The organism is Geobacter grbiciae (assembly GCF_018531165.1).
Taxonomy (GTDB): Bacteria; Desulfobacterota; Desulfuromonadia; order Geobacterales; family Geobacteraceae; genus Geobacter; species Geobacter metallireducens.
The window spans coordinates 88,472-105,156 of the sequence record NZ_JAHDIW010000008.1 but is presented as its reverse complement, the minus strand read 5'-3'; the positions used below and the strand labels follow the sequence as shown (position 1 = coordinate 105,156).

Genomic DNA, 16,685 nt, shown 5'->3' with positions numbered 1-16,685 from the left:
CTGAAAACTGGATCAGTATCAGGGGGGAGGTCAGCAGTGGCCATTACTCTCACGACTCGGAACCAATAAAGGATATCCCATTTTCTGCAGGAATTTCGCCTGATTCAAAAACTGGCGGAGGGACTTGAGCAGTTCCGGCTCTCGCCGACGCTGCACAAGAAGATTTGGCCCATCACGGCGCAGTCTTAGCACGGCTTCCGCTGGAGATAGTCCCTGCTGCAAGTCACTGCGAAGCCGCAGGCAATAGTCTTCAAGAGAGGCCTGATGCATTGAGCCTCCCATGCAGCACACTGAGCTGGGATGGAGGATCAGCTGATAACGCGGCCAAGTTCTGCTTCAACATCAGCAAGTATACCACATGCCGACATGACTACCTGTAAGCACAAAGCCGGCTACCGGTTGAGTATCTCGCACATGACGTAGACCTGCAGGTCGCTTTCGCCCAGTTTCAGGCCGTTTCGTGCCATTTCGGCAAGGACCGCTCCCCTTCGCCCACGGTCCGGCAGAAGGGTCCCATGGGAATGACGTTGTCCAGCCCCCATCTCTTCCCTGACCAGTTTAACTGCCAGGCATTCGAAGGGCGAACCCCTCCCGGTACCGGTCGTCATAATAGCGTGACGCACCGCGAAACCCGATCATCGGGTTCTCCTCCTGCGGCTCGAACGCCCTGCCGCCGATCAGCTTTGGCATATTCGTTGGTCTTGAAATCACTGAGACGCACCAGCACAGGCATGGGATAGAAGGCTGCGGCGATGGTGGCGATCCCCTCGGCAAGCACAAATGTTCGCCGAAAGGAGTAAACGGCAGCAGGGCGGCCACTGCTACACCTGTCAACGAACAGGCGAACAGCCAAGGATTGGGGCGGCTGTTAAACTGGATCACGGCGAGTGCGGATAATGAAGATTGCCAGCACCTGAGTGGCCAGTACCACCGGATCAAGACACAGTCTGAATCTCGCCTCAGCCATAAGCGCCAAAAGGTTCTATGCGTTTTACGATGGTCAAAGGTGATCTGACCGCCGACCGATATATTGAATTTCTGGAGCGACTGCTGAAAAAGCAAAGCATGCTGGTATTCTTGATTGTCAATGGCCATCCCGTACACCGCTCAGTCAGTGTTAGAGCTTTTGTCGAATCCACCGAAGGCTGCGACTTAGTAACATCGCAGGTCAGCCAGCGTCGATATGTCTCGACAACAACACAGGACCCGAAAGGAGATTACACTTGATGTGAGCGAGCCAAGATCGGCCTGGCGCCCGACGCAAGCATGAAAAGACAGGTGGAGGTAATTGAGAGCCATGAAAGAGCCGGACGACACACCGTCTTACGAAGAGACCGATGCTGATCGGCGGCGGGGTATCCTTGGCGACAATGCGCTATCTTTGAATCTGGTGTCCGCTTTAGCCGGAGATCGACCTCTCACGGAAACCGAGAAGCATCATCTCTGCGAACTCAAGAAGAGCCGTGGTCTTAAATTCTTTTCCGATCTTCTCTATTCGATTACCTACCAGCATTTCCCCCCGGAAGTGGCCGAAGACCTGTGGGATGAAGTCCTGCGCCACAAATATGAGTTGTCGACGGCTTTGGGGAGGAACGTCAGAATTGTTGTTGCTGCACTGGATCACCTTTCGAACATAACAGACAATATGGGGTCCGCTACGCTGGTTGGCGAAGCGCATATTAAAGAATTAGTCGGGCTGTCTTTGCGCGATGGTCTGACTGGCCTCTTCAACCATACCTACTTTTATCAACAGATTGACTTTGAAGTTAGACGCTATGTGCGATATGGCGCGCTCGTCTCCCTTGTGCTGATCGACATCGATGACTTCAAAGTGGTAAATGACACATACGGGCATAGGGAAGGTGACAGAATCCTGGCCGCGATGGGTAGAATCCTGATGTACGTAGCAAGAGATTCGGACATATGCTGTCGCTACGGCGGCGAGGAGTTTGCGGTAATCCTGCCTTTTACTGATATCCATGAAGCTGGCACAATTGCCAACAGATTGAAAATGGAACTGGCGGAACCCTTGCCCGGCGGCCAAACAGTAACTGTTAGCATCGGCGTGGCGTCATGCGGCAAAACAACCAAGACACATCAAGAACTCGTTGAGAAGGCAGATGCTGCGCTCTATCAAGCCAAGAGAAGCGGAAAGAACTGCGTGCTGGTGGCCGTGGACGAGGAAGGGGGTCGGATATATACGAAGGGATAATAGAACAATCTTCGTATTTCAAAGGGTGAAGGCGGCGCTATTGAAGGAAGAGATTGTTCAGGATGCCACGGCGACAACATCGGCAGCAAGAACGATCCTGTCGTTTTCCACGGCAATGGCGTGAGCGCTGTTTTCGATTTGCTTGAAAAGATGTAGAAATTTGGCTACTTCCCCCGGTTGACTGGTCTTATGACCGTAATATTTGCCGGACTTGGCAAAAACGTTGATCACCACACGATCATCAATAATGGCAAAGTCAAAGGAACTGCTGGTATCACGACCATCGCTGGACGTCGGCAGTTCGTCACGATAGGCAATCTTCACGTCGATATCATCCCGGTATTGGGCAAGGAGAATCTTTTGGGCTTCAGGGTCTGACAGGTCCTCACGGGTGATGACGAAGATGCGGGTGACCCTGACACCGCGGTCAAGAGCGCGCAGGTTGGATTGATAGAAATTTATGAGCGCTCCGCGTGTCCCCCTCCCCGCCGTGAGAGGGTCGACTGCTATTATCTGGCGCATTGCCTGGTCGGAAATCTTGGCCCCTTCCAGATAGAATTCTGTCTCATCCAGCGGGATGTAGCCCTGTTGCAACAGCGTGATGGTTCTCTTGGTGCCAGCCATGAGTTCCTGAGCCTTAACTTGACATTCCGGATCAAGGATCTGTGCAAGGGCAAAGGGAATTTCATGGACATGGTGATACTGCTCGAGCAGAGTTGACCGGGTCTTTTCTATATCCTCACGCAGCAGGAAGGTGGCTAGCGAGAGTAGGATGCCGATGCCGAAAATGACGTAGGCTGCCTGCTCGTTATGGAGAACCACGTGAAAAAAGATCGCGAGCCCTGACCCCATGAGAAATTCCACAAATACAGCTATGTCTTGTAATTTTTTGTTAATGGCCATTATTATTATCCCACCTTAATGCTTCAATTTTTCCCACAATTCACCTTCACACACTGTATGCCAGTACTTGTTTGTGCAAATAGAAAAGCCCCGGATTTCTCCAGGGCTTTTGGAGGTCGATAAAGTACTCGACTAGATTCTGGTTACGTTCGCGGCCTGAAACCCTTTCGGGCCCTTGGTTAGTTCAAACGTTACCCTATCGCCTTCAACAAGGGATTTAAATCCGTCGCCGTTGATGACGGAAAAATAACAGAATACATCTTCGCCGTTTTCCTGCTCAAGAAAACCAAAACCTTTGCTGTCGCTGAACCACTTTACCATTCCGTTTACCATGTGTTTACTTTCACCTAAACCTTTTGCATGCTTTATCCAATATTATTCGTAAAGCTAAATCAAAGTAACAGCTTTACAAGAATAAAGTCAAACTATTTAATTTTTAATAACTATATAACTAGCCTCATGCAGAAAGTATTTATTGTTTAATGCTATAATTACACAGGTAAAATCTATTTTTATTCTGCATAATAATATTTGTTAACATTTTAAATCAGAATATTCAGTTTGCGAAGATATATTCAAGCATTCTGTCGTTTGGTCTCATTTGAGTCTGACTAACTTCTTCTATTTAGTGTCAGTTTTGTAAGTATAACGTATTGATATTTAATACAAAGTCATGGATATTCCCTATGGCCTTGCAACGCCTCGGGCTACAATTCGGGACTAACATGCTGATATCAGTTAGTGATTTGCTTTGGAGGCCCATCGAAGGAATGAAATATGCCTCTGGCCACCAATGTCCTGGCGAACATCCTCTCCCGCACCGGAGAGGAAGCATCGCCTGAGCAGTGCGCGGCTCCGTCCCATCTGCCGCGCCAAGATGACCACAGCCCTCCTGGTCAGAGTCACCCATCACTGCGAAACAGGAAACGACAGATGGAGAATCAAAAACGAGAAATTCTGACAAAAACTGACTATCTGGGGTGAGTCATTTTCAATGCCGATTGATACAGGATTAAGTACGTTACCAACTTCCACAGGTAACTGTGTCGAATATCAAACACGACACTGATGATTATTCCTCACTTTTATCTACCGCGTCAGTCAGTTTCTCCACATTTTTGTGTAATTTAGCACAGTTATCTATTTGGCTCACCTTTTGTACCTAGCTGCACAAGTCACCGCACGTGAGGAAGAAGAAGGAAATTGACCATGCGAAATAGAACCGTATGGACCGGAATTCTCGTGGTATGTGCCGTGGGGCTTCTCGTGTACCTAGCCTTTAACGTCAGGCTTGCGCCGGTCCCTAACGCAGTGGCGGCCATCAAGACCGTCGGGATGACCTGCGGCAGCTGCGCTGGCAAGATAGAAAAGGCCCTCAAGCCGATGAAAGGGGTGGCGGGGGTCGAGGTGGATGTCGAGGGCGGGTGGGTTCTGGTGGGGTACGACACCAATTCGGCCAATCCGGAGGCATTTGCCGGAGCGGTCCGCAAGGCCGGATTTCAGAGCTGGCTCAGAGAGCAGATGTCACTCGCCGATTTCCGGCGGGTCGCGGGCCGGGATTTCGGTGCGAAAGTGATCCGGTCCGGAGGGTGTGGTACGGGACGCTGCGACTCCGGCGGCTGCGGGAGTGCCAAATAGGCAGTTTCAGGAAGATATATATGAGGCGCGGACGGGTATCTTAGAAAGGAACTGACCATGGGAAAGAAAAGCAGAGCAAACGAAAATAGATCGGTCGAAATCAATAAGTCCAAGGGCGAGGAGGCAAACATGAAAGCAGCAAAGAAGAGCTTCACATGGGGGATTCTGGTGGCAGTGGCACTACTGGTTGGGGTAGCAACGGTATTTGCCTTCAATTTCCCTGGCTTGTCCGGCGTCGAGAAAGTGAAGGCAGTGAACGGCGTGGTGTCGATTCCGCTGACCAGGGTTTCGGATGGCAGCGCCCACTTCTTCCGTTACGCCGACGGCGGCAAGGACATCAGGTTTCTCGTGGTAAAGGGAAGCGACGGCCAGATCCACACCGCCTTCGATTCCTGCGACGTCTGCTTTAGGGAGAAGAAGGGGTATGTCCAGGATAGCGACACCATGCTTTGCAAGAACTGCGGCAAGAAGTTCCAGATCAACCGGATCGGTCCCCACTCCGTCGGCGGCTGCAATCCTTCATATCTCCCCGCCACCAGCGACGGCAGGAACATCATCGTAAAGGCTTCCGATCTCCAGCAGGGAGCGCGCTATTTCTAATCGGACCGGCGAGGCATCGATACCATGAAACTCCACTCCATATCACTCAATAACCTGCGGCGGCGCAAAGCGAAGATGGCGTTTCTCACCATCGGTCTCATGGTCGGCATTGCCACCATCGTCACGCTCGTGACCCTCACCGAATCCATGTCCAACGACATCGGCCGGAAGATGGACGAGTTCGGCGCCAACATCCTCATTATGCCCAAAAGCGATGATCTCGCCATGAGCTACGGCGGCATCAGCCTCGGCCGGGTGAGCTTCGACCAGCGGGAAATCCACGAGGGGGACCTGGCAAAGATCCGGGAGATCAAGAACAACCGGAACATCCTTGCCGTCTCCCCCAAGGTGCTCGGCGCGGCGACCTTGAAGGAGAAGAACGTCCTCCTTGTGGGGGTGAACTTCGCGGAAGAACTCAAGATGAAGCAGTGGTGGCGGATCTTCGGTAATGAGCCGAAGGGGGAGAACGAAATCCTCCTCGGCAGCACCACCGCCGACACGCTCCACCTCTCCCCCGGCGACACGGTCACCATCGGCGGCGAGTCCCTGAAAGTGGCGGGAATCCTGGAGCAGACCGGCTCCCAGGACGACTCCCTGGTCTTCGCACCCCTGAAGAAGGCCCAGAAGCTACTCGGCAAGGAGGACAAGATCACCCTTGTGGAAGTGGCGGCGCTCTGCGCCGGCTGTCCCATCGGCGACATGGTCGTCCAGATCGCCGAGAAGCTGCCGGAGGCGAAAGTCACCGCCATCCAGCAGGTGGTGGAGTCGCGGCTCAAGACCCTCGACCAGTTCAAGCGCTTCTCCTACGGGGTCGCCGGGGTGGTGATCTTCATCGGCTCCCTCATCGTCTTCGTGACCATGATGGGGAGCGTCAACGAGCGGACCACCGAGATCGGTGTCTTCCGCGCCATCGGCTTCAGAAAGAGCCACATCATGAGGATCATCCTCCTGGAGGCGGCCCTGGTGAGCCTGCTGGCCGGTGCCTTGGGCTACCTCTCGGGGATGGGAGCTGCCCGGCTTGCCCTCCCCTTCATGGCGGAATCCGCGAAAGCGGCCCTTGTCTGGGACGGTCTGGTGGCGTCGGGCTCCATCGGCCTCGCCGTGACGGTGGGGCTCCTGGCGAGCCTCTATCCGGCACTCCACGCCAGCCGTATGGACCCCACGGAAGCCCTGCGGGCACTGTAACGGCGGGGACCGGGGACCAGGGACCGGGCAAAATAACGGAGTAATCAATCATGGCACTCATCGAGATCAGCAATCTGACCAAGCACTACTCCTGCGGCGACGAGACGGTGGAGGCGCTGCGCGGCGTCGACATCGGCATCGAAACCGGCGAGTTCATCACCATCATGGGGCAGTCGGGATCGGGAAAAAGCACCCTTCTCTCCATCCTCGGCGGCATGAACCATCCGACCGGCGGGAAGGTAACGGTCAACGGGACCGACCTTTACGCCCTCGGGGAGGAGCAACTCGCCGATTTCCGGGCCGGGAACTTCGGCTTCGTCTTCCAGTCGTTCCACTTGATCCCCTACCTCACGGCCCAGGAGAACGTCATGCTTCCCCTGACCATCGCACCGCTGAAGGGAGAGGAGAAGCGTCAGGCAGCCCACCAGGCCCTGGAACGGGTCGGACTCGGCGACAAAGCGGACCGGCTTCCGAACCAGCTTTCCGGCGGCGAACAGGAGCGGGTCGCCATTGCCCGGGCCATCGTCAACCGCCCCCATATCCTCTTTGCCGACGAGCCGACGGGCAACCTTGATAGCGCCAACAGCGAGGCGGTCATGGCCCTTTTCCGGGAGCTGAACGACGAGGGACAGACCGTGGTGATGGTGACCCATAACCCTGAAAACTGCCAGTACACCGACCGGACGATCCATATCCGGGACGGGAGGGTGATCTGATGATGGGTTTGGCGGACAACAGAGTAGACATGAGTTCGGAAGAGACCTGTCCAGAGAGCGGCGATTTTCTTTTCGTGACCACAGTAAAGCAGTGCGCCGGCATCAAGTCGTTGCTTGTCAGCAACGGGTTGAGGATTACCCGTGCGAGCAACGGCAGAGAAGCGCTTTCGATGCTAGAAAGCAATCCATGGAAAGTTCTGGTTGCCGATGCCCTGCTTCCCGATATGGACGGTATCGAACTGACCCGTGCAGCGCTCGAAAAACAGCCCCGCCTTTTAGTCATCCTCGGTGTCGCCGACCCGCCCGAAGATTTCGGGAAAACTGCAGCAGCGACAGGTGTGGCAGGCATTGTCCATAAACCTTACGAAGCGGACAAGCTGTTCCCGCTTCTTTGGTTCCTCATGCAATGAACACAGGAGCTGAGGATAAAGTAAAGTTGGACACTTATGCCAGCCTGACACATTGACACCGCGAAATGAAGTGGCATTACTTGAGAGGGTTGAGCCGAGTTCACCACCGTGCCTCCGGATGCCAGTCACACCACATCCCACACCAGAAGAGGAGCCTGACGCAATGTCCGTTGCACTCAAGGATGCCATTGAGCACCTAACAGAAACGATCCGCAAAACCCCTCAGTTCTCTACCTCCGTGTTTCGTGCCTCCTCCTATTCCGACAGTGCCGGTTTCACGACGAGGTCAGAAGTGCGCGGTTTCAGCATCCCCATGGACGAGCCACGGGAGCTGGGGGGAGAGGATACCGCTCCGAACCCGGTGGAGATGCTCCTCGCAGCCCTCGGCAGTTGCCAGGAGATCGTCTACCGGGCTTTTGCCGCTGTGCTCGGCATCGAAATTCTGCGGATCGAGGTCCATGCCAAGGGATACCTGGACCTTCGGGGTTTTCTCAATCTGGCCGAAGTGCCGTCAGGATTCACCGGAGTTACCTACACAACCCGAATCGTCTCTACCGAGCCGATAGAAAGAATTCGCCAGCTCACCGAACTGGTGGAGCGCCACTGCCCGGTCTATGACACGCTTCGGCGCCCCATCGAGATCAAGGGAAAGGTGGAGTTGACCCGTCCCGGCGGTGAGGTCGAAGTGGACACGAGCATGGACTGAGGTTCTTGTCGGCGGATTGGATTCCAGAATATCATTGGCACATCACATAAAATTTTTTCATTATTAAATTAAAGCATCATTGAATACCTGCCGATAGGAACTAGAGCGTAATCAATCGAAAGAGTAGAGAATATTCTGATAGGCTGCTGAATATTCCGCGACATGGCTTGTCAACAATAGTCCCGAACCGAATATATATCGTAAAATCAGCTAATTGGATTTTGGCATGACGCGTGTAATACCATTGTTATCACTTCAACATCCAGGAGACCCCATGAAATCACGTCTCGCAATCGGGTTCATGTTCCTCTCCCTGCTGGCGCTCCCTTACCGGGCGCCGGCCGAGGAAACGAAACCATCCGAAAATCTGCCGATGCTCGTCGATGCCGCCATTACCAACAACCCCGAAGTGAAGGCATCCGAGGCCCGTTGGGAGATGTTCCGCAACCGCGTTGCCCAAGCGGGTGCCCTCGATGATCCGATGCTCATGCTCAAGATGCAAAACTTCCTGATCCGTGATCCCTTCAATTCCCAGCGGGATCCCATGAGCCAGCGGGTGATCGGCATCTCGCAACAGCTCCCCTTCTGGGGAAAGCGGGACCTGAAGGCCGAGGTGGCGTCGAAGGAAGCCGAGGCTCTCAAGTGGCAGGTGGACGAGCGGAAGCTGGAGCTGGCCCGGATGGTGAAGGAGACCTGGTACCAGATCTTTCTGACCGACAAGGAGCTGCAGATCGTCGAGAAGAATATCCGGATCATGGATGACTTCATCGCCCTGGCCGAGACGAAATACTCCGTGGGTCAGGGGGCCCAGCAGGATGTCTTCAAGGCCCAGGTCGAACGCTCGAAGATGCTCGACATGAAGATATCCCTGGAGCAGCAGCGGAAAAGCCTCCAGGCCACCCTGAACACCCTTCTCTACCGCCCGGCCGAAACGCCCGTGGGAAAAGTCGCCGACTTCGAGTTAAAGCCTTTCACCTGGTCCCCCGACCAGCTCCGTGCCGTGGCCCGGGAGAACCGGCCGATGGTCAAGAGTCTGCGCGCCCAGATCGAAAAGGGTGAAGCCGGCCACCGCCTGGCGGAAAAGGAGTTATTCCCCGACGTGAATCTCTCCTTCGAGTACATGCAGCGGGACCCCACCAGTGAAATGGAGCGCGGCTACGACATGTACAGCGCGGGCCTCACCTTCAATCTCCCGATCCAGCGGATGCGACGCCATGCCATGGTTAGGGAGTCGTCAGCCGAGATCGCCATGGCGACGGCGGAACTGAACACCCTGAACAACAGCATCAACCTCGGCATCGCTGACAGCCTGGCCCAACTGGAGCGGCGCGATAAGCTCGCCAAGCTCTACCGCACCGGCATCATCCCCCAGGCGGAGCAGTCGCTGGAGTCAGCCACCATCGGCTACCGTGTGAACAAGGTCGACTTCCTCACGCTCCTCGACAACCGGCTGACCCTCTTCAACTACGAACGGGACTATTACGAATCCCTGGCCGAGTACCAGATGCGCCTCGCCCGGCTTGAGGCCTTGGTGGGGAAGGAGTTGCAGGAGTAGAGGGCCTTCCCGGCGAAACCCGCCATGTCAGTTGCTATGCATTGAACTATTTTTCCATAAAACGCGAGGTACGATCATGAAATTGAGCGCGAAGGTTGCAGTTCCGGTGGCAGTGATTCTCCTGGCCTCGGCCGGCGGGGGGTACTACCTGTGGCAGAGGACAGATGCCGGCAAAGGGGTCAAGCAAGGCGAAAAAGCCGCCCAGGGGCCGGTGCTCTACACCTGCGCCATGCACCCCTTCATCATCAAGGACAAGCCCGGCACCTGCCCCATCTGCGGCATGCAGCTCATCAAGAAGGTGGAAGGCGCCCAGGCAGATGCCAAGGAAATGGCCATGCTCGAGCACGTTTCCCTCTCGCCTTCCCAGCAGGTGATGGCCAATGTTGCCACCGTGGAAGCGAAGACGATCCCCCTCACCAAGGAGGTGAATGCTGTCGGCATCGTGCAGTACGACCAGTCCCGCCAGGCGAAAGTCACCGCGTGGGTAGCGGGACGTATTGACAAACTCTACGTCAACACCATCGGCGCATACGTGTCCAAGGGGAGACCGGTGGCCGAGGTCTATTCGCCCGATCTCGTTTCCGCCCAGCAGGAATACCTCCTGGCCATGAAGAGCCGCGACCGGTTCAAGGATTCCCCCATTGCCTCCATCTCCCAGGGCGGGGAGGGTCTTGTGGCCTCGGCCCGGCAGCGACTCCTTCTCATGGGGGTAAAGGAACATCAGATCGCGGGGCTGGAGAAGGCCGGTCGTCCCAACATCCGCCTTCCCATCTACACTCCTCTTTCGGGGGTTGTTATCGAGAAGATCGCCGTTGAGGGGCAGTACGTGAACACGGGGGATCCCCTCTTTAACATCGCCGACCTCTCCACCGTCTGGGTGGATGTGGAGATCTACGAAAACGAGTTCTCCTTCATAAAGCTCGGCCAGCGGGTCGACATCATTTCCCAGTCCTGGCCCGGCAAGACCTTCTCCGGCCGGGTGTCGTTCGTCTACCCCTTCCTCGACCCCAAGACCCGGACGGTCAAGGTACGGGTTCAGCTACCCAACCCTGGCCTGAAGCTCAAGCCGGACATGTTCGTGAACGCCTCGGTCAAGGTGCCGCTCGGCACCGCCGTTGCCGTGCCGGTGGCAGCGGTGATGGATACCGGCACGCGGCAGGTGGCGTGGGTGGAGATGAAGCCGGGAATGTTCGAACCACGGGACGTGAAGGTTGGTGCCCGGGTGGGGGACATGCTCCAGGTGCTCTCCGGGGTGAAGGCAGGCGAAAAGGTCGCGGCATCGGGCGGGTACCTGATCGACTCCGAAGCGCAGCTGAAAGGGACTGGCGGCGGCCATGCCGGGATGCCAGGGATGAAGATGGAGGAGAAAGGCGCTCCGGCTCCCCCGGCCGGCCATGAGGGGCATACGCCGTCCCCTCCTCCCCAGAAGAAGGGGGACGGCATGGATATGGGTGATATGAAAATGTAATTTGATCAGGGACCGGACGCCGGTCCCGGAGGTTCACTGTGATTGAGAAAATCATCGAATATTCCGCCCGAAATCGCATCATCATCATCATGATCTTCGCCCTGATTGTGGCTGCGGGAGTCTGGGCGGTCTACAGGACACCGGTGGATGCCATCCCGGACCTCTCCGACAACCAGGTGATCGTCTTCACCGAATATCCGGGCCGCTCGCCGCAGGTGGTGGAGGACCAGGTGACCTATCCCCTGGCGGTGAACCTCCAGGGGCTGCCACAGGTGCGCGCCGTCCGGGCTTCGAGCGCCTTCGGCTTCTCCATGATCTACGTGATATTTGAGGACAAGGCCGACATCTACTGGGCCCGGACCCGGGTGCTGGAGCGCCTCAACTACGCCGCCTCGCTCCTTCCCCCCAACGTCCGGCCGACCCTTGGCCCCGACGGCACCGGTGTGGGCCACGTCTTCTGGTACACCCTGGAAGGAAAAGGGTACGACCTGGAGCAGCTCCGTACGCTCCAGGATTGGTTCGTCCGCTACCAGCTGAACACCGTCCCCGGCGTGGCCGAGGTGGCCTCCATCGGCGGGTTCGTGCGAGAATATCAGATCGATCTGGACCCCAACCGGCTCTTCGCCTACAACATCAAGGTCGACCAGGTGATGGAGGCGGTGAAGCGCTCCAACAACGACGTGGGGGGGCGGCTTCTGGAACAGGCCGACGCCGAGTACCTGATCCGGGGCAAGGGATACATCAAGTCTCCCAAGGACCTGGAGGACATCGTTGTCGGCGCCGACATGCGCGGCACCCCGGTCTATGTCAGGAACCTCGGCACCGTGCAACTGGGGGGCGCCATCCGTCGGGGGCTCCTGGACATGAACGGCCAAGGGGAGGCGGTGGGTGGCATCGTGGTCATGCGCTACGGTGAGAACGCCAAGGACGTCATCGACCGGGTGAAGGAGAAGATCAAGTCTCTGGAGCAAGGACTTCCCCCCGGCGTGAAGATCATGGTCTCCTATGACCGCTCCGACCTGATCGCCCGGGCCATTGATACCCTGAAGCACTCGCTGCTGGAAGAATCGGTGGTGGTATCCCTGGTGATCCTCGCCTTCCTCCTCCACTTCCAGAGCTCCCTGGTGATCGTGCTGACCCTCCCCATCGCGGTGCTGATCTCGTTCATCACCATGAAGCTCATGGGGGTCACCTCCAACATCATGTCCCTGGGGGGGATCGCCATTGCCATCGGCGTGCTGGTGGACGCCGGGGTCATCATGGTTGAGAACTGCTACCGGCACCTCTCCGAACTGCCCCCCGAGGAGCGCAAAGAGAAGCGTCTTGAGGTGATCATCACCAGCGCCAAGCAGGTGGGGCGCGCCATCTTCTTCTCCCTGGCCATCATCGTCCTCTCCTTCGTGCCGGTCTTCCTCCTGGAGGGGCAGGAAGGGAAGATGTTCCACCCCCTCGCCTTCACCAAGACCTTCTCCATGGTGGGCTCGGCCTTCATCGCCATCACCCTCGTGCCGGTCCTCATGTATTTCTTCATGCGGGGAAAGATGCCGCCGGAGAGCTCCAACCCGGTCTCCATGTTCTTCATCCGGCTCTATTCGCCGGTGATCCGCTGGGTGCTGAAATGGAAAAAGACCACCATCGCCCTCAATATCGTGGCCCTGGCCATCGCCATCCCGATGTTCATGTCCCTCGGCTCCGAGTTCATGCCGCCGCTGGATGAGGGGTCGCTCCTCTACATGCCGGTGACCCTCCCCAACATCTCCATCACCGAGGCGAAGCGGCTGATCCAGGTGCAGGACGCCATAATCAAGAGCGTCCCGGAGGTGGAGCACGTGCTGGGCAAGGTGGGGCGGGCCGAGACCTCCACCGACCCGGCGCCGGTCTCCATGTTCGAGTCGATCATCATCCTGAAGCCCAAGGATAAGTGGCGCGCCGGGGTCACCAAGGCTGACATCGTCTCCGAGCTGGACGCCAAGCTCCAGATTCCCGGTGTCCGCAATGGCTGGACCCAACCGATCATCAACCGGATCAACATGCTTTCCACCGGGGTCAGGACCGACCTGGGGGTGAAAATCTTCGGCCATGACCTGAACGTTCTGAAGGATCTGGCGGTCCAGGCCGAGGGGATTCTGAAGACCGTTCCGGGCGCTGCCGACGTGGTGGCCGAGCGGGTCACTGGCGGCAACTACGTCGACATCGACATCGACCGGGAGGCCGCGGCCCGCTACGGGGTGAGCGTGGGCGAGATCCAGGACGTCATTGAGACTGCCCTGGGTGGCGAGATGCTCTCCACCTCGGTGGAGGGGCGGAACCGCTTCCCGATCCGGATCCGCTACATGCGCGACTATCGGGACAACATCCCGGCCATCCAGCGCATCCTGATCGGCGGCATGAACGGCGCCCAGGTGCCGCTGTCGCTGGTTACGAAGCTCAAGGTTTCCACGGGTGCGCCCGAGATCAGCAGCGAAGGAGGGCTGCTGCGCTCCATCGTCTTCCTCAACGTCCGGGGCCGCGACATGGGTGGCTTCGTGGGGGATGCGAAGACAGTCCTCGAAAAGAACCTCAAGCTCCCGCCGGGCTACTACGTGGCGTGGTCGGGACAATGGGAGAACCAGGTACGGGCCAAGCAGCGCCTCCAGATTCTCGTGCCGGCGGGGATGCTGATCATCTTCATCCTACTCTACTTCACCTTCCACTCGGCCCTGGAGGCGAGCATGGTCATGCTCTCGGTCCCCTTCGCCCTGGTGGGTGGGGTCTACCTGGTCTCGGCTCTCGGCTACAATATGTCGGTGGCGGTCTGGGTCGGCTTCATCGCCCTCTACGGCATCGCCGTGGAGACCGGGGTGGTGATGGTCATCTACCTCCATGAGGCCCTGGACAAGAAGCTCATCAACGGGCCGTGCACCGAGCAGGACATCTACGACGCCACCTTCGAGGGGGCGGTGCTGCGGCTGCGCCCCAAGCTCATGACCGTGGCGGTGGCCCTTCTGGGCCTCGTGCCGATCATGTGGTCCAGCGGCACCGGCGCCGACGTCATGAAGCCGATCGCGGCCCCCATGATCGGCGGGATGATTACCTCGGCCGTACACGTCCTCATCATGACGCCGGTCATCTTCGTGCTGATGAAGAAACATGACTTGAAGAAGGGGAGACTGAAGTATTCGGGAATGAAGCATTAGGCGGCTTCGCTCTTTGCGCCATCTCGACACCGTCCTCGCCGGTCTCCTTGTGCGGCGTAGCGCCGCTACGCCTCCGCGGGACCCGCGGCGGGTGCGCCGACCTGACGCAAATATCGAAGCCGTCGGAGACGGCGAAACCATAAACAAAAGGAGAAAGAAACATGAAAACAACAGCAGTCATCGCAGCAGCACTGTTCGCCCTCTCGGCGCCCCTGGCCTCATACGCCGCCATGGACCATGGCTCCATGAAGATGGATCACGGCTCAATGAAGATGGACCACGGGGGTGACGTCGCCCATCAGGAGGTGGTGGACGGAGTGAAAGCCACCTTCAAGGTGATGAGCATGGCTGAGCACATGAAGGCCATGAAGATGGAGTTGCCCAAGGGGATGAAGGAGACCCACCACATCGCCGTCGAGTTCAAGGATGCGAAGAGCGGCAAGGCGCTGACGGAAGGTGAGGTGAAGGTCAAAGTCCAAGGCCCCGACAAGTCCGAGCAAGTCAAGGACCTGATGGCGATGCAAGGACACTTCGGCGCCGATTTCGACCTCTCCAGAAAGGGGAAGTACGGCGTCATGGCCAAGTTCAAGCTGGCCGACGGCAAGGTGCGGAGCGCCAAGTTCTGGTACGTGGTGAAGTAAGAAAGATCGGCGTCAAGTCGGCACCAGGGGTGACCGGTTGTCCGGTCGCCCCTTTTTCCACCGGGAGTGCCTTATGGGAAAGCTTCGCGTAGTGTTGGTGGCAATCATTGTTCTGATTGCCTTGGCTGGCTGCTCCAAAGAGCAGAAAAACGTCTCCGGGAAACAGGTCCGCGTTTCGGCCACTGGGGCCTATGAAAAGTATTTCGGTCCTGCTCCGACCACCGACAAGGGAACCTGCTACGTCTTCGTCATCTATTTCCCCTCAGCAAAAGAGCCGGGCAAGGTGGTCCCATTTCCGTTCTTCACCTTCGATCAAAGCTCCTTGAAAAAGGTGGCGGTCGAGCGTCTGCTGGGAGGCATGGATGTAGGGAGTTACAAGGGTGAATTCCTCCAGCTATTTGCTCCCGGCACGCGCCTCCTCGGCCTTGCCGAGCAAAATGACGCCGTAACCGTGAACTTCAGCAAGGAAATCCTTGCTGCAAAAGCCGATGCCGCGATTGAACATGCGCTTCTTGATGCAGTTGCCCTCACCCTCTCCCAGTTCAGCGGGGTCCGGGAGGTGCGGATGCAGATTGAAGGAAAAGAAAGCGGCACCGTGGACGGCAAAGACGTCGCGATGTTCCTCGGCCATGGCGGTCTGGAACGGCAGCCGCTGAAACCGCAGGAAAGCGCCGTCCTCCACCCCTCTCCCCCTCGCCTTCTGAGCGTCACCGCCATGAAGGAAAGGGGGGCAAAGGAGGTTGAAGAAGTGAATGTTTTCTTCGACCGGCCGCTGGAGATCAAGGAGTTGAGCATAGCCGGAGGAAACGGCAAGCGATTCGACGGCGACGTCTATCACTCGGTCTTCGACATGGCGGCGGTGCTGAAGCCGAAGGACCCGTCCCAGTTCAAAGCGGGAATGTCGGTAAAGGTCCTATGGAAGGTAACCGACAAGGTCGGCCGTTCTGCTGAAGGGATCGGCGAGTTTCCCCTGGAAGTGCAGGAGCACTGATACGATTCAGGAGAAAATACGAATGATGAAGACAGCAACAATGCTGGCGGCGTGCATCCTTCTGCTGGCACAGGGGGGAGCTCTCGCTCACGAAGGTGAGATGTACGGGAAGAAACACCATGACGCCAGGATGGACAAACTCCACCGGATAATGCCCATGTATGCCGAGGCCCAGACTAAGATCAATGGCGCCCTGGAGAAAGGGGATGCCACGACTGTCGAGGCAGAGGCGAGGAAAATAGCCGAGACCGTTCCCGCCCTGAAAAAAGCGAAGCCCCACAAGAATCTGAAGAAGATCGACACATTCAAAAAAATCGCTGATGCCTTCGGCTCGAAGGTAATGGCAACGGTGGCCTTGGCGAAAAAGGGAGATATTACTGGCGCCAAGACTGCCTTCAAGAAGGCCGAGGAGAAGTGCAACGAGTGCCACGCCACGTTTCGCGACTGACGCGACCTGACGGCCATGGGGCCGGGGAGAGACATC

The 16,685-nt window shown here is 57.2% G+C and carries 18 protein-coding genes; 14 read left to right on the top strand and 4 right to left on the bottom strand.

Translation table 11 applies throughout. The annotated features are described in order from the left end of the window. Nucleotides 1–30: 30 nt before the first annotated feature. Together KJB29_RS11225 and KJB29_RS19835 are read right to left on the bottom strand one after the other, a co-directional pair. The gene (locus tag KJB29_RS11225) at nt 31–270 is read right to left on the bottom strand and encodes a cation-transporting P-type ATPase (RefSeq protein ID WP_215734654.1); all 240 of its coding nucleotides are present in this window, start codon (nt 268–270) and stop codon (nt 31–33) included. 122 nt (nt 271–392) lie between these two features. Then, complete coding sequence (locus KJB29_RS19835) at nt 393–608, bottom strand: hypothetical protein (protein ID WP_246561196.1); 216 nt, start codon at nt 606–608, stop codon at nt 393–395. Nucleotides 609–984: 376 nt separating this feature from the next. Between KJB29_RS19835 and KJB29_RS11215 the strand changes: the two genes are divergently transcribed. Both KJB29_RS11215 and KJB29_RS11210 read left to right on the top strand, forming a co-directional pair. Then, nucleotides 985–1,227, top strand: a complete 243-nt coding sequence (locus KJB29_RS11215; protein WP_215734653.1) for a hypothetical protein — start codon at nt 985–987, stop codon at nt 1,225–1,227. A 70-nt stretch (nt 1,228–1,297) separates the two neighbouring features. Beyond that, entirely contained in the window at nt 1,298–2,212 is a 915-nt protein-coding gene (locus KJB29_RS11210; RefSeq protein WP_215734652.1) for a GGDEF domain-containing protein, read from the top strand. Nucleotides 2,213–2,269: 57 nt separating this feature from the next. On the opposite strand, the gene KJB29_RS11205 is transcribed toward KJB29_RS11210, so the two are convergent. Together KJB29_RS11205 and KJB29_RS11200 are read right to left on the bottom strand one after the other, a co-directional pair. Further along, on the bottom strand, nt 2,270–3,115 hold the full coding sequence (locus KJB29_RS11205; RefSeq protein WP_215734651.1) for a hypothetical protein: 846 nt from the start codon (nt 3,113–3,115) through the stop codon (nt 2,270–2,272). 132 nt (nt 3,116–3,247) lie between these two features. Beyond that, nucleotides 3,248–3,448: a cold-shock protein gene (locus KJB29_RS11200; RefSeq protein ID WP_215734650.1), complete on the bottom strand. Its 201-nt coding sequence runs from the start codon at nt 3,446–3,448 to the stop codon at nt 3,248–3,250. An 876-nt stretch (nt 3,449–4,324) separates the two neighbouring features. Here KJB29_RS11200 and KJB29_RS11195 point away from each other — a divergent pair. The 12 genes from KJB29_RS11195 to KJB29_RS11140 all read left to right on the top strand — a co-directional run bounded on the left by KJB29_RS11195 (nt 4,325) and on the right by KJB29_RS11140 (nt 16,649). Beyond that, nucleotides 4,325–4,753, top strand: a complete 429-nt coding sequence (locus tag KJB29_RS11195; protein ID WP_215734649.1) for a heavy-metal-associated domain-containing protein — start codon at nt 4,325–4,327, stop codon at nt 4,751–4,753. A gap of 129 nt (nt 4,754–4,882) precedes the next feature. Further along, a complete protein-coding gene (locus KJB29_RS11190; protein ID WP_215734648.1) occupies nt 4,883–5,353 on the top strand; it encodes a DUF2318 domain-containing protein in 471 nt (156 codons plus the stop codon). Nucleotides 5,354–5,377: 24 nt separating this feature from the next. Then, complete coding sequence (locus KJB29_RS11185; protein WP_215734647.1) at nt 5,378–6,538, top strand: ABC transporter permease; 1,161 nt, start codon at nt 5,378–5,380, stop codon at nt 6,536–6,538. 50 nt (nt 6,539–6,588) lie between these two features. Further along, entirely contained in the window at nt 6,589–7,254 is a 666-nt protein-coding gene (locus KJB29_RS11180; RefSeq protein ID WP_215734646.1) for an ABC transporter ATP-binding protein, read from the top strand. Further along, on the top strand, nt 7,254–7,664 hold the full coding sequence (locus tag KJB29_RS11175) for a response regulator (protein WP_215734645.1): 411 nt from the start codon (nt 7,254–7,256) through the stop codon (nt 7,662–7,664). The genes KJB29_RS11180 and KJB29_RS11175 overlap by 1 nt, the downstream gene beginning before the upstream one ends. 163 nt (nt 7,665–7,827) lie before the next feature. Then, entirely contained in the window at nt 7,828–8,370 is a 543-nt protein-coding gene (locus KJB29_RS11170) for an OsmC family protein (protein ID WP_215734644.1), read from the top strand. A gap of 274 nt (nt 8,371–8,644) precedes the next feature. After that, nucleotides 8,645–9,925, top strand: a complete 1,281-nt coding sequence (locus tag KJB29_RS11165) for a TolC family protein (RefSeq protein WP_215734643.1) — start codon at nt 8,645–8,647, stop codon at nt 9,923–9,925. Between the two features lie 76 nt (nt 9,926–10,001). Further along, nucleotides 10,002–11,393, top strand: coding sequence for an efflux RND transporter periplasmic adaptor subunit (locus KJB29_RS11160; protein WP_215734642.1), 1,392 nt, complete (start codon nt 10,002–10,004; stop codon nt 11,391–11,393). 38 nt (nt 11,394–11,431) lie between these two features. Beyond that, nucleotides 11,432–14,569 carry an efflux RND transporter permease subunit gene (locus tag KJB29_RS11155; RefSeq protein WP_215734641.1) on the top strand — a complete coding sequence of 1,046 codons (3,138 nt, stop codon included), beginning with the start codon at nt 11,432–11,434 and terminating at the stop codon, nt 14,567–14,569. 161 nt (nt 14,570–14,730) lie between these two features. Continuing rightward, nucleotides 14,731–15,210, top strand: coding sequence for a hypothetical protein (locus KJB29_RS11150; RefSeq protein WP_215734640.1), 480 nt, complete (start codon nt 14,731–14,733; stop codon nt 15,208–15,210). A 73-nt stretch (nt 15,211–15,283) separates the two neighbouring features. Further along, nucleotides 15,284–16,201 (top strand): GerMN domain-containing protein, encoded by a 918-nt coding sequence (locus KJB29_RS11145; protein WP_215734639.1) that lies wholly within the window; start codon nt 15,284–15,286, stop codon nt 16,199–16,201. Between the two features lie 22 nt (nt 16,202–16,223). Further along, entirely contained in the window at nt 16,224–16,649 is a 426-nt protein-coding gene (locus tag KJB29_RS11140; protein ID WP_215734638.1) for a cytochrome c, read from the top strand. The last annotated feature ends 36 nt before the right edge of the window (nt 16,650–16,685 follow it).

What these genes read in the sequence shown, in the direction of transcription:
- KJB29_RS11225 (WP_215734654.1), bottom strand. Translation starts at nt 270, where the DNA reads ATGCATCAGGCCTCTCTTGAAGACTATTGCCTGCGGCTTCGCAGTGAC.
- KJB29_RS19835 (WP_246561196.1), bottom strand. Translation starts at nt 608, where the DNA reads ATGACGACCGGTACCGGGAGGGGTTCGCCCTTCGAATGCCTGGCAGTT.
- KJB29_RS11215 (WP_215734653.1), top strand. Translation starts at nt 985, where the DNA reads ATGCGTTTTACGATGGTCAAAGGTGATCTGACCGCCGACCGATATATT.
- KJB29_RS11210 (WP_215734652.1), top strand. Translation starts at nt 1,298, where the DNA reads ATGAAAGAGCCGGACGACACACCGTCTTACGAAGAGACCGATGCTGAT.
- KJB29_RS11205 (WP_215734651.1), bottom strand. Translation starts at nt 3,115, where the DNA reads ATGGCCATTAACAAAAAATTACAAGACATAGCTGTATTTGTGGAATTT.
- KJB29_RS11200 (WP_215734650.1), bottom strand. Translation starts at nt 3,448, where the DNA reads ATGGTAAACGGAATGGTAAAGTGGTTCAGCGACAGCAAAGGTTTTGGT.
- KJB29_RS11195 (WP_215734649.1), top strand. Translation starts at nt 4,325, where the DNA reads ATGCGAAATAGAACCGTATGGACCGGAATTCTCGTGGTATGTGCCGTG.
- KJB29_RS11190 (WP_215734648.1), top strand. Translation starts at nt 4,883, where the DNA reads ATGAAAGCAGCAAAGAAGAGCTTCACATGGGGGATTCTGGTGGCAGTG.
- KJB29_RS11185 (WP_215734647.1), top strand. Translation starts at nt 5,378, where the DNA reads ATGAAACTCCACTCCATATCACTCAATAACCTGCGGCGGCGCAAAGCG.
- KJB29_RS11180 (WP_215734646.1), top strand. Translation starts at nt 6,589, where the DNA reads ATGGCACTCATCGAGATCAGCAATCTGACCAAGCACTACTCCTGCGGC.
- KJB29_RS11175 (WP_215734645.1), top strand. Translation starts at nt 7,254, where the DNA reads ATGATGGGTTTGGCGGACAACAGAGTAGACATGAGTTCGGAAGAGACC.
- KJB29_RS11170 (WP_215734644.1), top strand. Translation starts at nt 7,828, where the DNA reads ATGTCCGTTGCACTCAAGGATGCCATTGAGCACCTAACAGAAACGATC.
- KJB29_RS11165 (WP_215734643.1), top strand. Translation starts at nt 8,645, where the DNA reads ATGAAATCACGTCTCGCAATCGGGTTCATGTTCCTCTCCCTGCTGGCG.
- KJB29_RS11160 (WP_215734642.1), top strand. Translation starts at nt 10,002, where the DNA reads ATGAAATTGAGCGCGAAGGTTGCAGTTCCGGTGGCAGTGATTCTCCTG.
- KJB29_RS11150 (WP_215734640.1), top strand. Translation starts at nt 14,731, where the DNA reads ATGAAAACAACAGCAGTCATCGCAGCAGCACTGTTCGCCCTCTCGGCG.
- KJB29_RS11145 (WP_215734639.1), top strand. Translation starts at nt 15,284, where the DNA reads ATGGGAAAGCTTCGCGTAGTGTTGGTGGCAATCATTGTTCTGATTGCC.
- KJB29_RS11140 (WP_215734638.1), top strand. Translation starts at nt 16,224, where the DNA reads ATGATGAAGACAGCAACAATGCTGGCGGCGTGCATCCTTCTGCTGGCA.